Annotated in this window: 18 protein-coding genes, 2 tRNA genes and 1 riboswitch; of the genes, 2 read left to right on the top strand and 18 right to left on the bottom strand. The window is 47.7% G+C overall.

Annotation, left to right across the window (positions count from 1 at the left end; all coding sequences use genetic code 11):
- Positions 1-177 precede the first annotated feature (177 nt).
- The 12 genes from ACZ481_RS25355 to ACZ481_RS25410 form a co-directional block, all read right to left on the bottom strand.
- A complete protein-coding gene (locus ACZ481_RS25355) occupies positions 178-870 on the bottom strand; it encodes an ABC transporter ATP-binding protein (protein ID WP_464768113.1) in 693 nt (230 codons plus the stop codon).
- A complete protein-coding gene (locus tag ACZ481_RS25360; protein ID WP_464768114.1) occupies positions 867-2078 on the bottom strand; it encodes an ABC transporter permease in 1212 nt (403 codons plus the stop codon). The genes ACZ481_RS25355 and ACZ481_RS25360 overlap by 4 nt, the downstream gene beginning before the upstream one ends.
- Entirely contained in the window at positions 2068-2562 is a 495-nt protein-coding gene (locus ACZ481_RS25365) for a DUF4418 family protein (protein WP_464768115.1), read from the bottom strand. Before ACZ481_RS25365 ends, ACZ481_RS25360 begins: the two co-directional genes overlap by 11 nt.
- Positions 2563-2768: 206 nt before the next feature.
- On the bottom strand, positions 2769-3203 hold the full coding sequence (locus ACZ481_RS25370) for an FMN-binding protein (RefSeq protein WP_464768116.1): 435 nt from the start codon (positions 3201-3203) through the stop codon (positions 2769-2771).
- A 12-nt stretch (positions 3204-3215) separates the two neighbouring features.
- Positions 3216-3884, bottom strand: a complete 669-nt coding sequence (locus tag ACZ481_RS25375) for an ABC transporter ATP-binding protein (RefSeq protein WP_464768117.1) — start codon at positions 3882-3884, stop codon at positions 3216-3218.
- Between the two features lie 15 nt (positions 3885-3899).
- Positions 3900-5036, bottom strand: a complete 1137-nt coding sequence (locus ACZ481_RS25380; RefSeq protein ID WP_464768118.1) for an ABC transporter permease — start codon at positions 5034-5036, stop codon at positions 3900-3902.
- Between the two features lie 5 nt (positions 5037-5041).
- Positions 5042-6325, bottom strand: a complete 1284-nt coding sequence (locus tag ACZ481_RS25385; protein WP_464768119.1) for an ABC transporter permease — start codon at positions 6323-6325, stop codon at positions 5042-5044.
- A gap of 11 nt (positions 6326-6336) precedes the next feature.
- Positions 6337-7626, bottom strand: a complete 1290-nt coding sequence (locus ACZ481_RS25390; protein ID WP_464768120.1) for a Fe-S-containing protein — start codon at positions 7624-7626, stop codon at positions 6337-6339.
- A gap of 74 nt (positions 7627-7700) precedes the next feature.
- Positions 7701-8321 (bottom strand): iron transporter, encoded by a 621-nt coding sequence (locus ACZ481_RS25395; RefSeq protein ID WP_464768121.1) that lies wholly within the window; start codon positions 8319-8321, stop codon positions 7701-7703.
- A gap of 93 nt (positions 8322-8414) precedes the next feature.
- Entirely contained in the window at positions 8415-9632 is a 1218-nt protein-coding gene (locus ACZ481_RS25400; protein WP_464768122.1) for an FTR1 family iron permease, read from the bottom strand.
- Positions 9633-9826: 194 nt separating this feature from the next.
- Entirely contained in the window at positions 9827-10594 is a 768-nt protein-coding gene (locus ACZ481_RS25405) for a response regulator (protein ID WP_464768123.1), read from the bottom strand.
- Positions 10566-13058 carry an ATP-binding protein gene (locus ACZ481_RS25410; protein ID WP_464768124.1) on the bottom strand — a complete coding sequence of 831 codons (2493 nt, stop codon included), beginning with the start codon at positions 13056-13058 and terminating at the stop codon, positions 10566-10568. Before ACZ481_RS25410 ends, ACZ481_RS25405 begins: the two co-directional genes overlap by 29 nt.
- A 516-nt stretch (positions 13059-13574) precedes the next feature.
- Here ACZ481_RS25410 and ACZ481_RS25415 point away from each other — a divergent pair.
- Positions 13575-14036, top strand: a complete 462-nt coding sequence (locus tag ACZ481_RS25415; protein ID WP_464768125.1) for a CBO0543 family protein — start codon at positions 13575-13577, stop codon at positions 14034-14036.
- A 47-nt stretch (positions 14037-14083) separates the two neighbouring features.
- Here the strand turns inward: ACZ481_RS25415 and ACZ481_RS25420 are convergent, their stop codons facing one another.
- From ACZ481_RS25420 to ACZ481_RS25445, 6 genes are all read right to left on the bottom strand, one after another.
- Positions 14084-14260 carry an aspartyl-phosphate phosphatase Spo0E family protein gene (locus tag ACZ481_RS25420; RefSeq protein WP_464768126.1) on the bottom strand — a complete coding sequence of 59 codons (177 nt, stop codon included), beginning with the start codon at positions 14258-14260 and terminating at the stop codon, positions 14084-14086.
- 199 nt (positions 14261-14459) lie between these two features.
- A tRNA-Met gene (locus ACZ481_RS25425) sits at positions 14460-14535 on the bottom strand.
- A gap of 219 nt (positions 14536-14754) precedes the next feature.
- Positions 14755-14844 (bottom strand) — tRNA-Ser (locus ACZ481_RS25430).
- A gap of 6 nt (positions 14845-14850) precedes the next feature.
- Positions 14851-15300, bottom strand: a complete 450-nt coding sequence (gene tadA, locus ACZ481_RS25435; protein WP_464768127.1) for a tRNA adenosine(34) deaminase TadA — start codon at positions 15298-15300, stop codon at positions 14851-14853.
- Between the two features lie 144 nt (positions 15301-15444).
- The gene (gene crcB, locus ACZ481_RS25440; protein ID WP_464768128.1) at positions 15445-15846 is read right to left on the bottom strand and encodes a fluoride efflux transporter CrcB; all 402 of its coding nucleotides are present in this window, start codon (positions 15844-15846) and stop codon (positions 15445-15447) included.
- Between the two features lie 143 nt (positions 15847-15989).
- A riboswitch (Fluoride riboswitch) is annotated at positions 15990-16053 on the bottom strand.
- A gap of 64 nt (positions 16054-16117) precedes the next feature.
- On the bottom strand, positions 16118-16561 hold the full coding sequence (locus tag ACZ481_RS25445; RefSeq protein WP_464768129.1) for a YaiI/YqxD family protein: 444 nt from the start codon (positions 16559-16561) through the stop codon (positions 16118-16120).
- A gap of 228 nt (positions 16562-16789) precedes the next feature.
- Between ACZ481_RS25445 and ACZ481_RS25450 the strand changes: the two genes are divergently transcribed.
- On the top strand, positions 16790-17410 hold the full coding sequence (locus ACZ481_RS25450) for a GntR family transcriptional regulator (RefSeq protein WP_464768130.1): 621 nt from the start codon (positions 16790-16792) through the stop codon (positions 17408-17410).
- Position 17411 lies beyond the last annotated feature (1 nt).

A 17411-nucleotide genomic window follows, 5' to 3' on the forward strand; every position in this document is an offset into this window, starting at 1 on the left:
CATTATCATCAGCTCTGGCGTTATCTGCCGATAAATTATATCATGACACTAATAATCATTATCACCATAATAACACAAATCTGTCTAGAAAACTATAGTGCGCCCCCTTTTTTTTACAAGTTCGAATTCGGCAGCCTGCAAACCGGAGATATTGCGGAAGTGCGAACCTGCTGCTCCTTATCCTCCGGCTATAATAACACCGTCACTCTCCGTTAACTGCCCCGCCGCCATGGTCAGCACCCTATTCCCAAATTGCAAGGTATCCAGTTCATGTGTAACGATTAGAATCGTCGTACCGTTTTTGTTGAGCCGGGCAAAAAGCTCCATAATTTCTTTTGTCGTTTCCAGATCCAAATCCGCTGTGGGCTCATCAGCAATCAGAATATCCGGCTCATTCATCAGCGCCCTTGCAATCAGAACACGACGCAATTCTCCGCCGGAGAGCTGAGATGGCAGCATATCGGCAAGAGCAGCTATGCCCACCTCGTCGAGAAGAAACGCCGCCCTGCCAGTTGCATTCCCTTGGCGCTTAGCAAGAAAATAAGGCAATCTGACGTTATCAAAAACGGTCAGGCTGGAAAGTGCTCCGGCCCCTTGCGGTATGTATCCCAGCCGCGCATTACGCAGTGCCGAGATTTTATCATCTTCTAAGGTGTAAATATCCGTCCCTTCCAGCCTGATACAGCCTGAAGTGGGTAGCAAAAGTCCGGCAACCATATTGAGCAGGGTGCTCTTGCCGCTGCCTGAGCGGCCGATAATACTAACAAAATCACCACGGTGAATGGCTAAATCCACATTATTTACAGCGTGGAACATTTTATCCCTGCGCATATATTCCTTGCTTAGGCTTTTGATTTCTAACAGCATCATTCACCCTCCCTTATGGCGGTATAGATTTCGCTGCGCCCGATTTTGATTGCAGCATAAGCGGAGGCAAGGGGACCTGCGGCAAAAGATATCAGGAAACTCGTAACCGCTACTAGGGATAAAGTCCCGTATGAGGGCTGTAAATAGGGCAAGCCCAACAGTGAGGCGATATATGTGCTGAACGGGAAAACGATGAGAGCCGCGGTTATAATTCCAACCACTGCCCCGGAAAGGCTGATTAGCGAGGATTCGCAGAGGATCAGCTTTACCAGCTTACTCTTTGGCGCCCCCAGGACCCTGTATATGCTGAACTCCCGTTTTCGTCCGTTTAAGGTGACAGAGAATACAATAATGAGTACGCTGACAGCCAAGACCCATAAAATGCCTGCCAGTAAGTAAATGTAGGTTGTAAGTCCCACCAGGCTGCCGGAGATATCGCTGATCATGTTTTTTGCAACCACCACATGCACGCCTTCCTTGGCATAAGCCTGAAGGATGTTGTTTGCAGTGTCTTTTACGTCATAGCCGCTCTTGCTCTTAACCATGACAGAGGAAATCAGGTCAGCATTCTCGGCCACCGGATGCGCCCGGAGGCGCTCGGAGGCCCGGGCCAGCTGTTTCGCTGTCGAAAGGTTCATAAATACGGAAGTATCAAACCCCATACCCGTTTTTTCCAGGCGGGCAACGATCAAAAAAGTCTGATTGAAGAATTTGAGCTTTTGTCCAACCTCCGCCTGCAGACTGCTGCCAATCACGATTTCTCCATCTGTAAGTGGAGAACTAAGCGTCCTTGACATCCACGGCCCAATGACAAAATCCGTTTCGGACTCAAAGCCAATGAGTTGAATAGGATAGGCACAGCAGGAAGCACTCAGCGTTGCGATATAGAGTTGCGGAGAAACCGCCTCTACCCCTTCAACACCGGCTACTTTTTCCGTCGTGCTGGCAGCAAAATAAAAAGTGCTCGGTTCTCCCCGTAAAAGGGCGCTCTGGATATCCGCTTCATAGCCATAGGGAATCGCGAGAATGTCCGCACCCATTCTTTTTGACAGGTTATTCATACCGTTTTCCAGGCTTTTTGAGAGCACTGTCCCGCCGAAAAGCGTAAAGGCAAACAAAGCTACAAGAAGAATCAGGCCGGTTGTCCGAAACGGTTTGCGCTTCAGATTATGCAAAGCAATATTAACGGTGGTTAACGGCTTATTGTCCATCTGTTTTCACCTGTGTTTTATTCGCTGCCGAAGATAGATGGTGTCCGCAACACAAATGGTCATGCTGCTTTTTATTACGCCGCCAGAGATAAAAGGCATTGGCGGCACAAACAGCCACCGTTAAGGTGCTTAAAACATACAACGCGGGGAAGGTTGTCATCCTGCAAGCCATAGTAGGCATTGCGCATCCGCCGATGAGCAGAGCGGGGACCAAAAAGGCTAAAACGCCGGCCAAAGCGGTCATGCAGCTTACGCCAATCCGCGTGAGCGGTGATTGGAAAATAATCATCAATATACCACCGCACAGAATCAGCAAACCGATGCCGATTTCAGCCTGCCCGGACCAAAAGCATTTCATCGGCATCGTACCGCCCGCTGCGGTTTCAATGACCTTGGTACAAGGGGGAAAAATGTAAACTGGCACAAGCGCGGTCAGCAGCCCCAACACAGCAACCACAATACCGGATAAAAACCGGTTTTTCATATTAAACCTCCTCGTATAATTTTTATTTTCTACTATTCATAACCTAATGCTTTTTCTGTTGCATTCAACTATCCTTGCACGCCAGCATACAAACGCTATGTTTAGCGGAGGTTACAAAAACCGCTTCGCAGCCACCAAAAAAAGCGTATCAGCAGATCATACGGCTATTGTTTTGTTATGCGATTCCCGCAAGGCCGTTTAGCGGCCTATTCTTTCGCTGCGTCCAGGGCACTGCCCACGGCTTCATGAAACTGGTTGTAGGAAATGGTAGCGCCGGATATGGCATCAACCGCCTCAACCACCTGGGTTTCTACAAGCTGCTGTGCATACTGCTTCATGGCTTTTACGGCAAGCTGTGCCTTGTCATAATACTCCTGGTTGGAGATTTCACCGTTCACTTTTCCGTAGTTTTCATCTTTGACGGTTCCGTCCTTTTGCCAGATAATAAACTCGCAGGCTGTAATCGCGCTGTCTTTGATGGTGATCGTTACCGCTCCGTAAGCGCCCCGGTCGTCTTCGCTGCTTTTTCCGGTGTAAGTGCCGTCCTTATAGGTAACATCGCGGGAGCTGTCCTTACAGCCGGTGAGCAGCAGCAAAACAAGCAGCAAAGTAAAGCTAATGGAGATAACCTTTCTTTTCATTGAGAACCCCTCTCATTCCTGTTCATTTTGGATGATTCTCGCAATCCGCCCATGCTCCAGCACGACAGTTCGCTGGGCTTCCTCGGCCACCTCGGGGTCATGGGTAACAACGATGATGGTACTGCCGTCCTTGTGAAGCTGCTTGAAAATATCCAGCACGATCTTCTCATTCGTTTCATCCAGATTGCCCGTGGGTTCGTCGGCCAGGATAAGCATCGGGTAGTTAATCAGGGCCCGGGCAATGCAGACCCTTTGCTGCTCGCCGCCTGAAAGCTGACTGGGCAGATGCTTGGCCCTGTCTCCCAGGCCAACGCGCGCCAGCGCCTGCAATGCCTCCTTTTCATCCGGCATACTGTGGTAGTATTGAGCGACCATCACGTTTTCCAGTGCAGTAAGATAATTGATAAGATGGAACTGCTGAAAAATCAGTCCGATCTTGTCCCGCCGGATGTTGGTAAGGCTGTTCGCATTTTCCTTGGAAATATTTGTGCCGTCCAGGATAACGGAGCCGTTGGAAGGCTTATCCATGCAGCCGATAATATTCATCAGCGTGGTTTTCCCGGATCCGGACGGTCCCATAATTGCCAGCCATTCGCCTTGCTTAACAGTGAGGTCAATATTTTGCAGAGCCTTAACGTTGCCATAGATTTTGGAAATATCTTTTAGCTCTAATAAATTCATTCTGTCATTCCTCCTTTATTCACCGCGTAAAACGATGGCTGGATCAACATCTGTCGCACTCCTGACAGGTATTAGGCACGCCAGTCCGGTAATCGCAATTGATATAACCAAGGTCGCCGGTATCAAAAGTGGTTGAAAGGATATGGAACGGTTGAAAACATTCATGCTGACCGTCTGAGCAAACATAAAGCCAAACACAACCCCCAGCAAACCGCCCAAAGCCCCTAACAGTAAGCCTTCTCCCAGGAATTCCAGCACGATGCTTTTATTGGCAGCCCCCAGCGCTTTTTTCAGGCCGATTTCCTTGCGCCGTTCCGTGACGACCGCCATCATCGTGGTTGCGACACAGATCATGGTGAGCAGCAGCACGACTACCGTAACAAGATAGACCAGTGCCTGCAGTTTAGTTAGGACAGTCCCTTCCGACTCCGTCACCCGCTTAACAAGACGGGGGGTGACATCCCCGGTGTTTTCGCTGATCTGCCTGACGATACTGTCCAGTGTTGCCTGCGAGGCGGAAATGCTGCATTCGACGACATCTATCCCGCCGCGGTTGCCCATCATGCCCTCAAAATCCGGCAGCGACATAAAGATGAAGGCTTCCTCCGTGCCTCCGGTCTGCACGATACCGGAGACAACAAAATCACGACTGAAGCTCTGTCCGTTACTGTCCGTACCGGTGACAGTAACGTTGCTGCCAGGGGAAAGGCGGATGAGATTTGCTACTTCCTGACCAATAAGTACCTCTTTCCCGATTTCGGGCCACCGGCCTGAGACAAACCAATACGGGCTGGTTTTTTTCGCTTCATTGATGTCCGTACCAGCCGCCATAAACGGCTGTTCATTGATTTTAACTGTCTCATACCGGTAAGGCGCGATTCCCACGATATCATCCTTGGGAATAAAAGCCTTGGCCCTTTCAATCGCATCAGGGCTTAAAACCGCAGCTTCACTGGCGGGAACCAGGATCAGGTTCGCGCCATAGGAACGGAATTCCTGACCCATCTGCCGGGGAATATCGTAATAAATGGTTACAAGGCCGGAGAGAATGGTGGCGCCGATTGCCACCGCCAGCAATGCAACAAACATTCTGGAACGACGGCGGATCAGCGAGCTTGTTATCATTTTTACATACATCGTTTGCTTTTTCATTTTAATCACCTGCCATGTAAGACTTCCGCCGGACGCAGCTTCAACAGAAAACGAATGGACGGGATACTTCCCGCCAGGGTTACAAGAAATACCAAAACGGCGACAATCGGAATGACCATAGGCTTGATGTCAATGGCTGTACCGAACACTGAATGCCCGATAATTTGGGCAAAGCCGAGTCCGACGAAATATCCCGCTATACCGCCAACAACGGCCGTTATAAGTATCTCCGTTAAAACAAGCCAGGAAATGGGTCCGTCGTGGGCGCCAATCGCTTTTAATAAACCAATCTCGCGGCTGCGCTCCATGACGCTTGCCGTAACAAGATTGGAGATACCCAGCGCCGAGCCAACGAGGCTCAAAATAGTAATGAGCAGCATCAAAAGCTGAGTTTTCTCCAGGATGGCCCCCTCCGATTCAGCCACCTGACGAAGGGGCTTGGCGACGGAATTAGTGATCACTTCTTCAATCTGATAGCAGATCGAGCTGACGTAAGCAGTGCAATACCATATTTCATATTCCTTAATGGAAAGGCTCTTAATATTTTGTGCCGCCCTGCGGGCCAGCTCATTGTCGGGCGTTGTCAAGGCGCTGACCTCTACGCGGCTGACAAGCCCCGGCCGGTTGGTGAGTTCTTGCGCGACCTGCAAAGGAACATACATTTGTTCGTCTTCGTCACTGCCCGCGTCGAAAATGCCCTTGACTGTCAATTCCCTTGTCTGTCCCCTGACGTCAATAATGATGGTATCTCCGACCTGAATATTGTTCCTGCCCGCCACAAGGCTACCTACCATGACGGAATTTTCATCCTGATCAGTCAGCCACTCGCCGGATACATCCCACCAGCTTTTCATTTTGATCATTCCGGTATCCAGGGATTCTCCTGTGGGAAGATCCAAATGGCGGCTGAACCATGTTCCCACAAGGTTCACTTCATTTTTCCGGGAATTTAGTTGCACTTTTGTATTAAGATAGGGCGTAAAATCCACGATGTTGAAAGCCCAGAAAATCGTTTTTATATTGCCCAGCTCCGACTCTTGCAAATATTGATCCGATACGCCGGAGCCTTCCTCAATACCATAAAGATCGTCGAGCAGGGAGGCCCCCTTAGGCATTACGTTTATATTCGCGCCGTATGTCTTTAACTCCTGATTCACTTTATCGCCGACATCCAGCATCACATTCAGCATGGCGGTGGCAAGAGAGGCTCCCAAAGCGATTGTAAAAGCGATCATCAGCATTTTTCCCTTTTGCCGAAAGAGCGCGCCTTTTACCATTCTCCAGAACATATGCTCACCCCCTATAAAAACCTTTTCTTTTCATTTTCTAAATCCTGTATCTGAATTACCATATTGCCGCCAGTGATGGTATAGCCAAGCGGTACAGGGTTGCATCCACCCTTAAACCCGATTGTGGACCTATTCATGACCACATCGCAGAGCTTGCAGACTACCTCGTCATCGCGCTCATAATAACCGGTGGGCCCGCAGATATCACAGGCGTCAAGCCCGACGCCATAGGCCACTGCATTTTTTTTGATAACGATAAACCGGACTTCGGCGCCGTCCGCGGCCGTATATGCATAACGGTGCAGATGACCGTCATTGACATTATCAAGCGGGATCACAATCTCACTGCCGGTAACATGCATTGGTTCAGCCGGGGAAAGGACGATCTCCCGCTGATCATATGCTTTTATAACCGTCAGGCTTACAATCGAAAGAATATATCCTGTCAGAACAACAGCGCACCAACGCCTCTGTCTTCGCGCCATTGCCCGAATTTTACGGTGCTCGGCGGGATTTCGATACGTTGCCTTATGACGCAGGCTTTTAACCCAGAGAACCAGCGGAAATACGAGCGTGAGTAGTATAAGCGCGTATAAAAACCAATCGTTGTGATTGATGATAGGCTTTAACATTTCAAAAAGCCATTTTTTCATGGGAATAATACGCCTGGCCAGCAGCGGCTGCAGAATGGCGGCGAGCTGATTGACCATATTGATCGCAAGTCCCGCTGTCGTCAGTATCCGCACCAGCGTAAAAGACAGCCCTGTCCCGGCTTTATACAGGGCCAGCGCGGAAAGCCCAACAATAAGCAGTCCCGCCAGATATCCAATCATCTTAAAAAGAAAATCCGTACTTAGTACGCTTTCTCCCGGCAATACAAACTCTGTGGGATACAAGAATATGTCGGGCAGAGCATAGAGTAACAGGAAGGCCGCTAAAACGGCATAGGTAACATTCCCTATCTTTTCATGCAACCCAGGCGCTCTTTTCTGCAGAGCGCCCCAAGCGAGCGCATAGAAAAAAATTTCCGCAAGTACTGCGACAGACAAAAAACCGATGTTGAAGTATTCCCGATTGATCAGAACGGTTGTAGATTTAAGAATCGCCAATATAAGCGCGGCTACAAGGCCTGCCGCAAAACCCCAAAACAGCCATTTTTTTTGTTTCTGCCTGTCGACGAGATGTGCAAGCGCAAACAGCATCGCCAAAAGAATGCCGGTGGTGAGAAGGTTCTGCACAACCTGTATGAGATATTTCAGCACGGTGTCGCCACCTCCCGTAAGCGTACCAAACCGCGCCATGACAGCTCGCGCCTGCACGCGAGCCAGTTATGGCGCGGTTTATACAAAATAAATAACTTATTTAAGGCGTAAAATTACCAAACCCTGGGGACCCAATCGAATTTCCATTCTGCTACAAGCGGTTCCTTCCAGAACTTTCCTGTAACGCCGGTTTCCTTGTCAACATGCAGCAGATAGCCCTGCGCCTCAGGATTTTCGATGATAAAGCGTACCGTATAAGTGCCGGCCGGGCCCATTTTGATGTTTGCGCCGTAGTGCGGGCCGTCGCTTGCAGCCATAGGCATGAAGGACCCTTCCGTTTTCTTGCCATCCTCACTGATAATCTCATACTTAACGGTCAAATACGGGACAAAATCACCGATGCCATAGCCCAGATCATTTTGCAGGGCGGAGATATCCGCCTCCATGTGCATATCAGCATCAGCTGCGGCGAGGCTGCCGCCAGCAGGCTCCATATCGACCGGCTGGAAATAAACGCCCGCCACATTCAGGGGGCCAAGCTCGATATCGTCGCCAATTGGGAATTCCTCGAAGCCGGCCACATCACCGGGAGCCGCCGCACCGGCTTTCTCGTCAGCTTTAGGCGCGCTGCCTGTCGTTGTATTCGGTGTACCGCTCTGCGAGCAGGCGGTAAGAATAAGCGACAGGGCCATAACCAGTACAAGGATAATAAATGACATTCTTCTCATTTTCATTGGGTTATACCTCCTAAGGTTTTTTGGTTTTTTGAGCCTCAGTTACTAACATACCTGCTTATTCAGGTTTATGCTCCGGCTGCTGCAGCTCTATTAATCGCCGGGAGGGGCTACATTCAAAGCGCGTGCCTGCCGCCATTTTCTGATCTGGACCACAAAAGTGGCGATTGTCAGCGCCAGCAGCGCAGCTTGGGGGATCAGCGTTTCCATAGTGGGGTAAATTCCTAAAATATCAACCGAGGAAATCCCCGCTACAGGCGTGACCCCGACGAGGTTGCCTTCCTGCAACTCCTTGATACCAGTGCCGATAAAGGAAATAGACATGATAAACAGCAAGATGCTGGTACCGAGGAAAAACGGCTTCAGCGGCAGCTTGATACTCAGGAAACGGATCATGAGATAGATAATCACCAATATCACGCAACCCACGGCAAGACCGATCCAAATCATGTTGAAATAGGTCTGGGTACCCGCCAGGAGCGCCTGATAGAACAGGATTGTTTCCGCGCCTTCACGGAAAACCGCAAGGAATGCCGCAAACGCAAGGGAAAACACACTACCCCTTGTTATGGAACTCTCGACCTTGCCTTCTATATACTGCGTCCATTGTGCAGCCTCAGCCTTGGACAACATCCAGTTGCTCACATAGAACAACACGACGACGGCAATCAACATGGTCACACCCTCGATAATCTCCTGATTCGCCCCGCTTGCCGCCGCCAGGTTATTCAGGATAACCGCCATGACAACACTTGCGCCCAGCGCGATGAAAGACCCCCAATAGACCGCACGGGTTTTGTCCGCGTTGCCGCTTTTTACCAAGTAGGCGATAATCGCGCCAACAATGATAATGGCTTCAAAGCCTTCCCTGGTTATGATCAGAAGGGAACCGAGGAACACACCCAGCGCGCTTTCTTCTTTGCCGTCAAGCTGGTTTGCATCCTCCCGCAGCAGTCCGACAAGCTTGTCCAGTGAAGCTTTAACTTCATCGTTCGGACTGCCGGCGGTCATAGCCTTCTTCACATAACTGAACTGATATTCCACTGTGGCCGCGCGATTGCCCGAAATATATGCCATCACGGTTTTTTCAAAGCCCAGCTTTTCATAGTAACCAAAATACGCGACATCCACCTTGTCCTTGGCCGCTTTTATATCTCCTGTCCGATAGATGTCGTATGACTCGTTTACAATAGCTTCCATCGCGTCTACAACTTCGTTCCAGGTTTTGTGCTCCCCAGCGGCGAACGCGGTCATAGATAACATACTGATAATAAACATCATCAGTGTGATTGCAATGAATGTTTTACGCACCTCTTACACCTCCTTTCCATAATTAGTAATGATAGAAAGATATGGCGACACATTATCCATACCCTGCCGGTATCGTAAGACACATAAAATAACTACGCAATTTTTCGGCGTTGGACAGGTCCGTTATCCGACAGGTGAGCTTTATAATGACACTAATAATCATTATCATCATTATAATATAGTTACGTAAAACACTAAAGTACGCCCTGCTTTTTTACAAGTTCGAATTCAGCAGCCTGCAAACCGGGAATATTGCGGAAGTACGAAGTATAATCTTGCGCATAGCAAACTATTTTTACTATGAGGCCAGAAGCAATAACCATCTCTAAGATTTTTCTGTAGACAGGTGCGCTTTTACTATGCAGGGCATTTCCACAGGCAAAATCAAAAACTATGTTTGGGGGTCGATGCAGCAGTATTCCTTCGATTGCTTTCGTCAAATCGTCAAAGTCAACGGGAGCAAACTCACGCAAAGTAGTGATGCGGACATTGTCGCTATCATGATCTACAGCAAACGCCATTTTAGCAGTTAAAGGTTTTTCATTGGCATTCATAACTACCGGCTCAGACACCAGAGAACTTAATCCACCGGCGGTTGCGCCAAGCAGCTCATCAATAATCGACAGCAGTTTGTCCTCTGTAAACGGCTTCAGGATATATCCCTTGGCCCCGTGTTGCAATGCGTCAAACACCTTATGTTTCTGGCCCAGGGCACTTACCATAACAACCCTGGCACCCGGGTCAAAGGCAGTAATTTGCGACAACGCATCAATTCCATCCACGCCAGGCATAGTAATATCCATCGTTACCAGGTCTGGAAGATGCTTTTTGTACGCAGCAACGGCCTGTTCGCCATTTGCCGCTTCCTCTACCACCACATGACCGGCTCTGATTAAAAACGTTCCAATGGTTTTCCGCATCATTAAGGCATCGTCAACAACTAACACACGCGCCATTCTCATCGCCACCTTTCCTCATAAACGAGATTAAGCTTAGCTGCATTTCTCCCACGGCAGTTATTAACTTCCAGGAATAAATAACTGCGTTTCTATATTTAGCGGTAGCACCTTCTGCCCAAATGGTAACCGGCGCACCAATATCTACCGCTTGTTGCCAGTCCGGCAGTTGCAACAGTGAATTGCCGACGGTAGTATTAAAAAATTCGGAAAAGGCACTTTCTAACCAGGTATCGTCATAACCAGCCGGAGCCAGATCTTGTAAGTAATAGCCGGCCAGCCGCTTGACCAATTCTTCATCAGCACTGACCATTAGCCGACCGGTCAAGGTCCCCTTAACATCAATAAAGGTTGAAATATCACGCATGCTGACTATCCCGGTATTTACTTCTTCCTGGTTGACTGCCAGTACCGGAATACCAAATTCGCCATTGAGGAGAGCTTTTGCCTGATGAATAACCTGTCCGCCAAAACGGGAAATGTCAAAGCTGTCTTGCTGTTCGTCAGCTGCCAGCGGCAGGGTAAAGAGGAATCGAGTCCCTTTTCCTACCGCTGTTAACACTTCAATCGTTCCGCCAAGCTTTTCAGCCTCATATTTGACAGCAGACAAGCCCACACCCCGGCCGGATAATTCACTGGCAGCCGCCACACTGGAAAACCCATCGCCGAAAATGAGTTGCACAACCTCAGCCTCTGTTAAACTGCAGGCCGCCTCTTCAGTGCATATCCCTTTAGCAACCGCAAGCTGTCTAATGGTGCTATCATCAATACCTCTGCCATCATCAGCAATTGTCACGACCAGGTTCGCACCATCCTCCTGCAAATCGCAGCCAATATAACCGGCAATCTCTTTACCTGCCGCCAGCCGTTCCTCCGGCGTCTCCAGGCCGTGGGCCACGGCATTGCGGAAAACATGGACAAGTGTTTTAGCAAAATCATGATATTTCATTGGATCTACCAGGGTTTTTGCCCCTGTTATCACGAGCGGATTAACCTCTTTTCCCTGATTTAAGGCGACATTGGCAATGTATTCAGGAAACATGGCCAGCAAATCCGCAAACGGTTTGTAGCGCAAGCGCTGCAACTCGGCAATAAAGATTCGGGCTTGGCCAGGTGCCAGCAGCCGCTGAACCTTATCCTCTAATTGACGCAATTTGCTGTTCTCTATCACAATCGTCTCATCCTGCAAGAAAAACTGATCTCCTAAAATCCGCTTAAGTTGTGTCAGTTCTTGCTCCAGCCAACCATACAATACCGCAGGCGGGTAAATATTGAAACAGGCCGTCAGATCCTGCTGTTCAATACCGTTGGCCGTCTTATCCCGCAATTGGGCCAAATTCGACTCCAATTCGTGCAGGCCTGCGGCCACACGGCACATCCCCAACTGGCCCAAAGTCCCCTTCCAGGTATGTACAGCCCGAAAAATCGTATTTATTTTTTGGACTGCCTGTTCTTGTCCAGCCAAAAGTTCCGGCAGTTCCTGCCGGCAGAACAGCTCATATTCTTTTATGGCTTTGTTAAATTCCTGGTAGTGTGTTACAGCCCGTACTACCATAGACAAAACATTTTTCTCTTCCTGGATCTTTTTCTCCATTTCCCGGTGCTGAGTAATATCTGTTAAAACCAACAATATTTCCTTACGCTCCGGATCAACAGGGTGATTAATCAGTTTATAATTTATCTGTATATAGCTGTCGGCAAATTGCAGTTCTTCCGGCAGCAGAGAAAAATAATTATCCCGCAGAAATACATTCTCTTCCTGAAAGATCTTCTTAAATAATGCCTCTAAAAAAACCTGCTGCCCTTTATCCTCGGGATACAATAACGCCGGAACTGATGCTGCCTGTATCTCCTGGTTAAAAATCACCACACACTCGGCACTATACTCACCGGCAACTTTTAAATCTTCATCAAAAGAAAGAAAACCCTGGCCCGCATTATCCAATAAATTACGTACTTTTGCCACTGCCTCTGTTAAGGCCAGTGTCCGTCCCCGCAATTCATGCTGCACTACCAGTTGCGCCGCATTTACCTCTTCTAACTCCTTTTTCTGCAATTGGATCTCAGTCTGCGATTGTTCAAGATCACTAACAGCCTGTTTTAGCTCAGACTCATTCACCTTAATGCGGTGAACCATCCAATTCATGTCCCGCATTAAATCAACAAGCTCATTCTCATTGTCTTCTGTGTTGCGCTCTGCCGGAACACTGAGCAGCACATCATAACGGCCTGTTTTTACCTGTTGGCAAAACTCCTTCATTTTTTGTATTTGATTGGAAAAAAACCAATACCGGATAAGTCCCGGCATCATTAGCCCAACAAGCACAGTCACCATCAAGGCTATCGCCATTGTATTTTGAAATTCGCGATTTGTATTTAATCCGGCTTGGTTACCGGCCACAATCATAACGACAATAGGCAACAACCCAAAAAACAGCGAAATCACAAGCAGCCGCGTTTTAATAGTCAATCGCATTCCCACCTTCACCTTGTAGAACGGTAATTCCTGTATTCTTAATTTATATTGATATTGATAATGATTATCATATATTGTATATATTATTACAGACATTAAAATTCCTGTCAATAACTTTTTCCATAACATCCCTTAATTGCTATTTTTATCTTACTAACAGCTAGCAACCGGTTCCCGCAAATTGATTTTAGTAAAGACACATCACGCATTCTTTGCTTGTGCCTTTATAAAGTCATAACGGCCTGTGAGGATACCAAAAGGACTTGGCTTGGGCCAAGTCCTTTTGGTTAGTTGTTCTTATACCCACAGAGTTTATTTAGAAATTCAGTAGACTAAAAACCTTGCAATCAATGCAAAGGCGGGTATTGCTCCGGCATTAATTAGCTGTTAGTGCTGCTGTGAATGCTAAATAAGTCAATTGCCTGAAACGTTAAATACAACTGCTTCGTTCATTAGTAATATATCTATGGAATATATATTGCTATAGGATCTAAAAAAGGGGGGCTACTTTTGATTCTCGCATTTTGGATAGGCCAATTTGTTTTTTCATGGACAATGTGGCTGCTCTTTGCCAAAAAAGGCCGGTGGCATATATACCTTTCCGTATGTATATTTGCCTCCTGGCTTTCACTAGTAGTCGAAGCAATTATGGTTTATTATAATCTTTGGTCTTATTCCGGGCATCCCTTAATCGCATTGTTGGTTAATGGGTTCGGGGTATATATAGTAACCCTTTATCTCTTTACGCAATGGTTGCCAAACGACCATTCTTTTAAAACGTTATTCTGGTATTTCTTTAAATGGACCTTGGCTGCTATTATCTTTGAAATGATTCATGCCTGGCTTGGACACATTACGTATCATAAATGGTGGAACATCGGCTTCTCGTACCTGGCAGACTGGTTTCTTTTCTGGCTGTTTTTCAAGTATCATTTATTCGTATCTACTGAACGGCGCCCTCTAGCCCAGTAAATTATAACAGTTCTTGGTCTTCCTTTTATTCCAATTCAGCTTACCCTTTACTTGCTCTTGTCAATTTTTTCATTTAACATCTTCTGATATTCTATCAATAATACATCAAGCAGTTGACTTGCCCTGACTACCTCCGGATCAGTAAGTGTCTTCCCCAGCGCTATTTCATTCATTTTTGCCCGCAGCTGTTCAATCATTGCCCGGATCTCTATCAACTCCGCCATATTATTCCCCCTTATTTGCCTAAATCTATAATGCCAAATTCAGGGGCAATTATACGATAAGCACACTTTATCAGGTCATGCTAATTCCTGCGCTTGCGGCGGTTCCCCGGACCACCCGTTTCAAGACTGGGGTATAGTGTAGTCGAAAGATGGCTAAAAAATCAAAAACCGTATCCTTAAGGATACGGCAAGATTTTTTTGGTTGCGGGGACAGGACTTGAACCTGTGACCTTCGGGTTATGAGCCCGACGAGCTACCAACTGCTCCACCCCGCGATAATTATTTATCGTTAACTTTTTATTTAAACTATGTAGTTATTATACCACATTTCGCTCGAAATTATTACACCCGGCGGAAACTTTTTTAACATCCTAGCCTCCGGCAGTATACATTCACTACGCTGGACCAAGCGTGGCAGTTCATGCTAGTTCTATTCTTCGCTATTACAAAATGGCTTCCACGAGATTTCGTGGAAGCCATTAAGCCAGTAACTATGGCGGAGAGGGTGGGATTCGAACCCACGGTCCCTTTGACAGGACACTTGATTTCGAGTCAAGCACCATCGACCACTCGGACACCTCTCCGTTATTTTATTTACGCCTTTGGCGGAAAAAGGCTTTCATCAAAGCAGAACACTCATCGGTGCGAACACCGGCAGTTACCTCCAGACGATGATTAAGGGCCGGATTCTGTACAACGTTAAAAAGAGATTCCACGGCTCCGGCCTTATAGTCGGGGCTGCCATAAACCAATCTGTCAATACGGCTCATAACAATAGCACCCGCACACATCGGACACGGTTCTATAGTAACATAAAGAGTAGCTCCCGTCAATCGCCAGCGGTTTAAGGCCTTACAGGCTTCTCTGATGGCGATGACTTCCGCATGGGCCGTAGCATCATGCCAAATCTCGCGCATATTGTGAGCGCTAGCCACAACCTGCCGGTCGACAACCAGCACGGCCCCAATCGGCACCTCGCCCAGATCGTAGGCCTTCCTGGCTTCTGCTAATGCCAGCCCCATATAATAGGTATCATCCATATTTTCTCACCGCCACAGGGACTATCCAAATGCCACTTAGATATTATATCCCGGTCTCGGAAAAAAAGTCAACTCTTTACACACCGGTATATTGTGGATCAGCCTTCATTCTTTGCAGAACCCTGTATAATCCAGCTTTCAGAATTACAGGCTACTCAACAGGAGATATCTTGCAGCCTGCATTCCTGCCCAGGTTGCAAAAAAGCCAATACCACAATTAGCTAAAACATTATACGCCGCCAGCACCGTGTTCCCGTCGTGCAGTAATTTCATTGTCTCATAACTAAATGAGGAGAATGTTGTCAATCCACCCAAAAAACCGGTAGTTACAAACAAGCGCCACTCGGGACTGGCAATAAGCTGTTCCGTCACCAGTACCATAAAAGCACCAATAACCAAACAGCCTGCTATATTGACCAACAAGGTCCCATAGGGGAAACCCGGTCCAAACCGCTCCACTGCCCAACAAGAAACCAAGTATCTTAGCACGGTGCCGATGCCACCGCCAAGCGCCACAACCAACATAGTAAACAGCATTTCATTCATCCCCCGAATTAAAAAATTTGCTAAAACTTACCGTTCTTAGCGGCCATACAGCCATCCCTGCTTTCACCTACAGTTATTGTGTCCTTTAAATCCGACCTTCTTTCTGCCCGCCAGCCATAGAATAAAACAGACTCCTACCAGTTATACTGGTAGGAGTCATCACCGCTTAGCACGGATTTAATGGCGAACTCCATCGCCCATTTATTAACTTATAATAAATTATAGCAGCCTGACGGCACGCAAGTCAACACTAATCTATAAACCATTCTCATTACCCCGGCCTTCCGGCTATAAGCAACTGTTCGATAGCAGCGGCAAAGCGTTGGTCATCCTGTTGCGTTCTTTTTCGGGGACCGCTTGTCCTGCCGCCGCCCCGGCGAAATTTCGCTTTCATTTCCCGCTCTTCCAGCAAAAATTCAATGTTAGCCTTACTAAACACCTTGCCGGCCGGGCTCAGGCAATAGGCAGACTTACCCAGCACCATCGCTGCCAGCCCCCAATCCTGGGTGACAATGATATCGCCTGCTTCTGTCAGATTGATTATTTTTATATCCGCCTCCTGGGACCCACCGCCCACTGTAACATGATAGTCAGATACAATGTTATGATTAAAACTGGCTACTGTCCACACGGGAATACCGTATTTCTGCCCTGCCCGGTTACAGATCTGCAGAACTGGCCTGGGGCAAGCGTCGGCATCGATTAGTATTTTCATAGTAACCTCTTTGGTTTCTTTTTGTACTGCTTTCGACGAAAAAAAATTCTGTTCCTTTAAAATAAATACTAAACAAAGCATGCGACTTACAGCATTGTAAAATAAACTGTAAAGGATCGGTTTACCTTTGTGGGCGTAAAATTGTCCGGCTTCACAACGCCATCTTGTTGACTGCTATGATAACAGTTATAATAATACCAGGAAAATGACAATGGAGGAAAGTTCCTAATGAAATCACCGATGGCCATGTACCGGTCTATTGCCGTAGACCTGGCCCAGCGCATTGTTAATGGGGAATATAGTGTACATGAAAAGATCTCAGGCAGATCCTTACTGGCCAGCCATTATAATGTTTCGCCAGAAACGGTTCGGAAAGCAATCGCCCTCCTGAAGGTTAAAAATGTTGTCAGTGTTTCCCAGGGAAAAGAAGTAACCGTATTATCGGCTGAGAACGCCTACAGCTTTGTCGAACACTACAAAAGCACTGCCTCTGTCGATTCGCTGCATCATGATGTAGAGCAGCTGTTGCAGCAAAAGCGCGAGCTTGACACCCGCCTGGAAAACCTGCTCACTGATATTATTAATTATTCGGATAAACTGCGTAACCTTACCCCCTATAACCCGGTTGAGGTCGAAGTACCGGCAACCTCCCATATCATCGGCCACAAAATTGCCGAAATCAGACTGTGGCAGCACACGGGGGCTACGATTGTTGCCATCCGGCGGGCAGGCAATATTATCATTTCCCCTGGTCCTGATGCCATAATCGAACCGCACGACCGGATTGTGGTTGTCGGCAATCATGAGATCCTGACCAAAACGACCAATTTTGTCAACAGTCCAACGTAAA

The organism is Sporomusa intestinalis, from assembly GCF_055383785.1.

What these genes read in the sequence shown, in the direction of transcription:
- ACZ481_RS25355 (WP_464768113.1), bottom strand. Translation starts at nt 870, where the DNA reads ATGATGCTGTTAGAAATCAAAAGCCTAAGCAAGGAATATATGCGCAGG.
- ACZ481_RS25445 (WP_464768129.1), bottom strand. Translation starts at nt 16,561, where the DNA reads ATGAAAATACTAATCGATGCCGACGCTTGCCCCAGGCCAGTTCTGCAG.
- tadA (WP_464768127.1), bottom strand. Translation starts at nt 15,300, where the DNA reads ATGGATGATACCTATTATATGGGGCTGGCATTAGCAGAAGCCAGGAAG.
- ACZ481_RS25375 (WP_464768117.1), bottom strand. Translation starts at nt 3,884, where the DNA reads ATGAATTTATTAGAGCTAAAAGATATTTCCAAAATCTATGGCAACGTT.
- ACZ481_RS25370 (WP_464768116.1), bottom strand. Translation starts at nt 3,203, where the DNA reads ATGAAAAGAAAGGTTATCTCCATTAGCTTTACTTTGCTGCTTGTTTTG.
- ACZ481_RS25390 (WP_464768120.1), bottom strand. Translation starts at nt 7,626, where the DNA reads ATGGCGCGGTTTGGTACGCTTACGGGAGGTGGCGACACCGTGCTGAAA.
- crcB (WP_464768128.1), bottom strand. Translation starts at nt 15,846, where the DNA reads ATGAATGAAATGCTGTTTACTATGTTGGTTGTGGCGCTTGGCGGTGGC.
- ACZ481_RS25450 (WP_464768130.1), top strand. Translation starts at nt 16,790, where the DNA reads ATGAAATCACCGATGGCCATGTACCGGTCTATTGCCGTAGACCTGGCC.
- ACZ481_RS25385 (WP_464768119.1), bottom strand. Translation starts at nt 6,325, where the DNA reads ATGTTCTGGAGAATGGTAAAAGGCGCGCTCTTTCGGCAAAAGGGAAAA.
- ACZ481_RS25365 (WP_464768115.1), bottom strand. Translation starts at nt 2,562, where the DNA reads ATGAAAAACCGGTTTTTATCCGGTATTGTGGTTGCTGTGTTGGGGCTG.
- ACZ481_RS25395 (WP_464768121.1), bottom strand. Translation starts at nt 8,321, where the DNA reads ATGAAAATGAGAAGAATGTCATTTATTATCCTTGTACTGGTTATGGCC.
- ACZ481_RS25380 (WP_464768118.1), bottom strand. Translation starts at nt 5,036, where the DNA reads ATGAAAAAGCAAACGATGTATGTAAAAATGATAACAAGCTCGCTGATC.
- ACZ481_RS25405 (WP_464768123.1), bottom strand. Translation starts at nt 10,594, where the DNA reads ATGAGAATGGCGCGTGTGTTAGTTGTTGACGATGCCTTAATGATGCGG.
- ACZ481_RS25420 (WP_464768126.1), bottom strand. Translation starts at nt 14,260, where the DNA reads ATGGCGGAGTTGATAGAGATCCGGGCAATGATTGAACAGCTGCGGGCA.
- ACZ481_RS25360 (WP_464768114.1), bottom strand. Translation starts at nt 2,078, where the DNA reads ATGGACAATAAGCCGTTAACCACCGTTAATATTGCTTTGCATAATCTG.